The organism is Cupriavidus sp. 01L46, from assembly GCF_056399905.1.
Genome location: NZ_JBFTSF010000326.1, coordinates 1 through 6,380, shown reverse-complemented (window position 1 = coordinate 6,380; position 6,380 = coordinate 1). Strand labels below are relative to the sequence as shown.

Here is a 6,380-nt window from a genome sequence, read left to right as displayed (position 1 = left end):
TACCTGTTCCTGGTGGTGGCGCTGTTCGTGTTCCAGGTGCTGATCGGCGGCCTGACGGCCCATTACACGGTGGAAGGGCAGAAGTTCTACGGCCTTGAGCTGTCGAAGTGGTTCCCGTACACGCTGCTGCGCACCTGGCACATCCAGAGCGCGCTGTTCTGGATCGCCACCGGCTTCCTGGCCGCCGGCCTGTTCCTGGCGCCGCTCATCAACGGCGGCAAGGACCCGAAGTACCAGAAGCTTGGCGTGGACGTGCTGTTCTGGGCCCTGGTGGTCGTGGTGGTGGGCTCGTTTACCGGCAACTACCTGGCGATCGCGCAGGTCATGCCCGAGAACCTGAACTTCTGGCTGGGGCATCAAGGCTACGAGTACGTCGACCTGGGCCGCCTGTGGCAGATCGGCAAGTTCGCCGGCATCCTGTTCTGGCTGGTGTTGATGCTGCGCGCCATCGCGCCGGCGCTGCGCACGCCGGGCGGCGACAAGAACCTGCTGGCCTTGCTGACATCCTCGGTGGTGGCCATCGGCCTGTTCTACGGGGCCGGCCTGTTCTACGGCGAGCGCACCAACCTGTCGGTGATGGAGTACTGGCGCTGGTGGGTCGTGCACCTGTGGGTCGAGGGCTTCTTTGAAGTGTTCGCCACCACGGCGCTGGCCTTTATCTTCTCCACGCTTGGCCTGGTGTCGCGGCCGATGGCCACGGCGGCTAGCCTGGCATCGGCGTCGCTGTTCATGCTGGGCGGCTTGCCTGGCACCTTCCACCATCTCTACTTCGCCGGCACCACGACGCCGGTGATGGCGGTGGGCRCCAGCTTCAGCGCGCTCGAAGTCGTACCGCTGATCGTGCTGGGCCACGAAGCCTGGGAGAACTGGCGCCTGAAGGACCGCGCACCGTGGATGGCCAGCCTGAAGTGGCCGCTGATGTGCTTCGTCGCCGTGGCGTTCTGGAACATGCTGGGCGCCGGCGTATTCGGCTTCATGATCAACCCGCCGATCTCGCTGTATTACGTGCAGGGCCTGAACACCACACCGGTGCATGCCCATGCCGCGCTGTTCGGCGTCTACGGCTTCCTGGCGCTGGGCTTCACGCTGCTGGTGCTGCGCTATATACGGCCTGCCTATGCGCTGAACCAAGGCTTGATGAAGACGGCGTTCTGGGGGCTCAACGCGGGCCTGGTCCTGATGATCGGCACCAGCCYGCTGCCCATCGGCATCATCCAGTTCCACGCCAGCGTCAGCCAGGGGCTGTGGTATGCGCGCAGCGAGGCCTTCATGCAGCAGCCCATCCTGCAGACGCTGCGCTGGGTGCGCACCTTCGGCGACGTGGTGTTCATCGCCGGCGCGCTCTCGATGGCGCTGCAAGTGGTACTGGGCCTCGCCGGCAAGGCACCGGCGCTGACTGCGCCGGAAAGGCGCCTGAACGCAGCGCAACAGTGAGCAGGCAGCGGGTTGCGGCGGACCTGCCGCGGCAACCCGCTTTGGTTGAAGTCAACAACAAGAACAACATCATCATGAAAACACGCCGCTTCTTCTCTCCCGTTTCCATTTCCATTGCCGCCGCAGTGCTGGCGGGCACACTGTCCACGGGCGGCCTGGCGGCCGCACCCGGGCAAGCGCCTGACGATCGTGGACCGGTCGGTGTCGCGCAGGCTGGCCTCAAGCGCTACGACCTGCAAACCAATATCGTCGACGGCAAGATGGTGTTCGTCGACCAGGCGGGCAAGGTCAACCCCGTACTGCGCGCGGAAGTCGGCGATACGGTGGAGATCTCCATCGCCAGCGGCGAGGGTGCCGAACATGACCTCGCCATTCCCGGGCTGAACGTCGCATCCAAGCGTTTCAGCGCCGCCACCGGCCCGGCGACATTGCGCTTTACCGTGACGCAGCCGGGCAAGTTCGTCTACATCTGCACCGTGGCCGGCCACCGGCAGATCGGCATGGAAGGCGTGTTCGAGGTCGGCGGCACGGCCAGCACGCCCGCCTCGGCGCAGGGCGAGGCCGGCCGCTCGGCCACTGCCCTGTACACCGTGGCGGCAGCGTCGCCGCGCGCACCCGACCCGGCCGCCGTCAGCGTCGCGGGTGATCCCGCCGCCGTGCCCGCGCCCATCGGCGCGCGCGCCCCGCAGACACTGAAGTACCGCATGGAGACGGTCGAGCTGGCCGGGCATCTCGACGATGGCACCTCGTTCACCTACTGGACCTTCGACCGCAAGGTGCCCGGGCCGATGCTGCGCGCCAAGGTAGGCGACACCATCGAGCTGACGCTGGCCAATGCCCGCGACAGCAAGATGATCCACTCCATCGACCTGCACGCGGTCACCGGCGGGCACGGCGGCGGCGCGCATACGCAGGTGGCGCCGGGGCAGGAGAAGACGATCACCTTCAAGACGCTCAATCCGGGGTTGTACGTTTACCACTGCGCGACGCCGCTGGTGCCTCAGCACATCGCGGCGGGCATGTACGGCATGATCCTGGTCGAGCCCGAGGGTGGCTTGCCGAAGGTCGATCGCGAGTACTACGTGATGCAGGGCGAGATGTACACCACGCGGCCGCATGGCGCGCCCGTGCACCAGGAAGCCGACCTCGAAAAGATGGCCGCCGAGCTGCCGGATTACTACGTCTTCAACGGCGCGGTCGGCTCGCTGTCCAAGACCCACAAGCTGCTTGCCAACGTGGGTGAGACGGTGCGCATCTATTTCGGCGTGGGCGGTCCCAACAAGGTGTCATCGTTCCACGTGATCGGCGAGGTATTCGATACGGTCTACAGCGAGGGCTCGCTGAGCAGCATCAAGCACGATGTGCAGACCACCCTGGTGCCGCCCGGCGGCGCCACGATCGTCGAGCTGAAAGTGCAGTACCCCGGCAGCTACCTGCTGGTGGACCATGCGCTGTCCCGTGCCGGCAAGGGCCTGGTCGGCGTGCTGGATGTCGCCGGCAAGGCCGACCCGGCGATCTACCGGGAGGGCACTACGCGCTGAAGCCAGTCCGGCGGCGCGGACTCCCGTGCCGCCGGCAAAGACTGGAAAAGACTGGAAAAGATGGCATACGCTTGCCCGCCGTCAATCTACATATAGTGTTTGCCCGGTACGCTCTATCCCACATCTAGTGTGAATGTGAATGCTGTTGGGAGAAGATATGGAACACAGTACGGAAGCCGTCGTTGCCAGCCTGCCCGGGGAGGTCGTCAAGCGCGATGGAGAAAGAACCGCTTTCGCCATCGAGCGCATCCGGTCCGCATTGCGCCGCGCCGGCGCCGCGGCCGGCGAATTCGGCGAAGCGCAGGCAGCCAGCCTGGCCGAGCAGGTGTGCAGGGTCCTGGCGCACCGCTTCCATGACCAGACACCCGGTGTCGAGCAGATTCAGGATGTGGCCGAGCAGGTGCTGATTGCCGCCAACTACAGCAACACGGCGCGCGCGTTTATTGCCTATCGTGGCCAGCACGCCAGGTTGCGCGAGGACCGCAAGGCCCTGGTCGACGTGGAGGCGTCGATCAACGAATACCTGAGCAAGGCGGACTGGCGCGTCAATGCCAATGCCAACCAGGGCTACTCGCTGGGCGGGCTGATCCTGAACGTGGCGGGCAAGGTTACCGCCAATTACTGGCTGTCCCATGTCTACGCGCCGGAAATCGGCGAGGCCCACCGCAACGGCGATATCCATATCCACGATCTCGACATGCTCAGCGGCTACTGTGCCGGCTGGTCGCTTCGCACGCTGCTGCATGAGGGCTTCAACGGCGTGCCGGGCAAGGTGGAAGCGGGGCCGGCCAGGCGCATGTCGTCGGCCGTGGGGCAGATCGTCAATTTTCTCGGCACGCTCCAGAACGAATGGGCCGGTGCGCAGGCGTTCTCGTCGTTCGACACTTATATGGCGCCATTCGTGCGCAAGGACGCCATGTCCTATGCCCAGGTGCGCCAGTGCATCCAGGAGCTGATCTACAACCTGAACGTGCCGTCGCGCTGGGGCACGCAAACGCCATTTACCAACCTGACCTTCGACTGGACCTGTCCCGACGACCTGCGCGAACAGCTGCCGGTCATCGGCGGCCAGGAGATGCCGTTCACCTACGGCGAATTGCAGGAAGAGATGGACCTGATCAACCGCGCCTATATCGAGGTGATGACGGCGGGCGATGCCAAGGGCAGGGTGTTTACCTTCCCCATCCCGACCTACAACATCACGCGCGATTTTCCGTGGGAATCGGAGAATGCCACGCGGCTGTTCGAGATGACGGCGAGGTACGGGCTGCCGTACTTCCAGAATTTCATCAACTCGGAGCTGGAGCCAAATATGGTGCGCTCCATGTGCTGCCGGCTCCAGCTGGACCTGCGCGAGCTGCTMAAGCGCGGCAACGGCCTGTTCGGCAGTGCCGAGCAGACCGGCAGCGTGGGCGTGGTCACGGTCAATTGCGCACGCCTGGGCTACCTGCATGCCGGCGATGAAGCGGCGCTGCTGCGCGCGCTGGACCGTCTGCTCGAACTGGGCAAAGAGAGCCTGGAGAACAAGCGCAAGCTGATCCAGCGCCTGATGGATCAGGGGCTGTTCCCCTATTCGAAGCGCTACCTCGGCACCTTGCGCAATCATTTTTCAACGCTGGGCGTGAACGGCATCAACGAGATGATCCGCAACTTCACCGCTGACCTGCACGACATCACCTCGGAATGGGGCCATGCCTTCGCGCTGCGCCTGCTGGAACACGTGCGCGAGCGCATCGTGGCCTTCCAGCAGGAAACCGGCCATCTCTACAATCTCGAAGCCACGCCGGCCGAGGGGGCGACATACCGCTTTGCCCGCGAAGACCGCAAGCGCTGGCCGGAGATCCGCCAGGCCGGCACGGCGGCACAGCCCTACTACACAAACTCTTCGCAACTGCCGGTGGGATGGACCGACGACCCCTTCGAGGCGCTGGCGCGGCAACAGGTCTTGCAGTCCAGGTACACCGGCGGCACGGTGCTGCATCTGTATATGGGCGAGCGCCTGTCCAGCGGCGAGGCCTGCCGCGAACTGGTGCGGCGCGCGCTGACGCGCTTTCGCCTGCCGTACATCACGGTGACGCCGACGTTCTCGATCTGCCCCACGCACGGTTACCTCGCCGGCGAGCATCCGTTCTGCCCGCGCTGCGATGAAGAGATCCTCGCGCGCAAGCGGGACCGGATCGCCGCTTGACCAGGATCAGCCGTTCTTCTCGTGCCCTTGTTTTTTCAACCCACTCTCAAGACGGAGTAAATCTGATGACGCACCAATCGACTCACCAATTTCAATCCTCGCCATCCACGCCATCCCAACCTTGCAGCGCCGTGCTGCGCGACGAGGAGCGGCAACCCTGCGAGGTCTGGACCCGCGTGATGGGCTACCACCGGCCGGTCTCCAGCTTCAACACCGGCAAGCAGGGCGAGCACCGCGAGCGGCGCTTCTTCACGCAGCCCCATGCCACCGACGCCTGACGTACGCGCGGCGGCGGCCCGGCGCCGGCACGACTCGGCCACGTTGCGCGTTGGCGGCATGACGCCGCTGACCACGATCGATTTCCCCGGCCGTCTGGCCGCCGTCGTGTTCTGCCAGGGCTGTCCCTGGCGGTGCGGCTATTGCCACAACCAGGACCTGCTGGATGCCGGCGCACCGTCCGCCGTCGCCTGGACGGACGTGCTGGCCTTCCTGCAAACGCGGCAGGGCCTGCTCGACGGCGTGGTGTTTTCCGGGGGCGAGCCAACGCTGCAGGCGGCCCTGGCCGGCGCCATCGCGGACGTGCGGGCCAGGGGCTTCGAGGTCGCGCTGCACACCGCCGGCATGTACCCCGATCGCCTGGCCGCCATCCTGCCCCGGCTGGACTGGATCGGCCTCGATCTCAAGGCACCCCTGCATCGCTATGACGCCATGACACGGGTGCCGGGCAGCGGGGAGAGGGCTTGGGAATCGCTGCGCCGGTGGCTTGCCAGCGGCGTGGCCGGCGAGTGCCGCACCACCTGGCACRCCGGCCTGTTCGATATCGCCGAGCTGCATGCGCTGGCGCAGAGAATCGCCGCGCTTGGCGTGACGCATTGGGCGTTGCAGGCGTGCCGCGGCAGCGGCGCGAGCGCCTCGCTTGACCGCCGCGATATCGACCGGCTGGCATCGCACTTCAGCAGTTTCACGCTGCGCAAGGCGTGACGGAAGCGTCGGCATTGCGCTATGTCAATCGATCGGCGGGTAGGGGCCACGCAGCCAGCGTGGTCCGTACTACGATGGGATGACGCGTGACAGGAAACCAACTGGAAACCAACAGGAAACCAACGGGAATGCGCAAGGAGGCCAGCATGCTCACCAGACAAAGTTCGAACGCGACGGACAGGTTCGATTACCAGGGTCCAGAGGCGTGGCGCATGCCGATCAGGGAAGCCCTGCGC

At 65.5% G+C, this 6,380-nt stretch carries 5 protein-coding genes; all 5 read left to right on the top strand.

Annotation, left to right across the window (positions count from 1 at the left end; translation table 11 throughout):
• The coding region (locus AC1DS3_RS33170) for a cbb3-type cytochrome c oxidase subunit I (RefSeq protein WP_477128822.1) at positions 1 to 1,434 on the top strand (1,434 nt) is incomplete at its 5' end.
• Positions 1,435 to 1,475: 41 nt separating this feature from the next.
• On the top strand, positions 1,476 to 2,975 hold the full coding sequence (gene nirK, locus AC1DS3_RS33165) for a copper-containing nitrite reductase (protein ID WP_477128821.1): 1,500 nt from the start codon (positions 1,476 to 1,478) through the stop codon (positions 2,973 to 2,975).
• A gap of 157 nt (positions 2,976 to 3,132) precedes the next feature.
• Positions 3,133 to 5,163, top strand: a complete 2,031-nt coding sequence (locus AC1DS3_RS33160) for a ribonucleoside triphosphate reductase (RefSeq protein ID WP_477109525.1) — start codon at positions 3,133 to 3,135, stop codon at positions 5,161 to 5,163.
• Between the two features lie 65 nt (positions 5,164 to 5,228).
• The gene (gene nrdD, locus AC1DS3_RS33155) at positions 5,229 to 5,441 is read left to right on the top strand and encodes an anaerobic ribonucleoside-triphosphate reductase (protein ID WP_441639966.1); all 213 of its coding nucleotides are present in this window, start codon (positions 5,229 to 5,231) and stop codon (positions 5,439 to 5,441) included.
• Positions 5,425 to 6,144, top strand: a complete 720-nt coding sequence (locus AC1DS3_RS33150; RefSeq protein ID WP_477128820.1) for an anaerobic ribonucleoside-triphosphate reductase activating protein — start codon at positions 5,425 to 5,427, stop codon at positions 6,142 to 6,144. The genes nrdD and AC1DS3_RS33150 overlap by 17 nt, the downstream gene beginning before the upstream one ends.
• Positions 6,145 to 6,380 lie beyond the last annotated feature (236 nt).

What these genes read in the sequence shown, in the direction of transcription:
- nrdD (WP_441639966.1), top strand. Translation starts at nt 5,229, where the DNA reads ATGACGCACCAATCGACTCACCAATTTCAATCCTCGCCATCCACGCCA.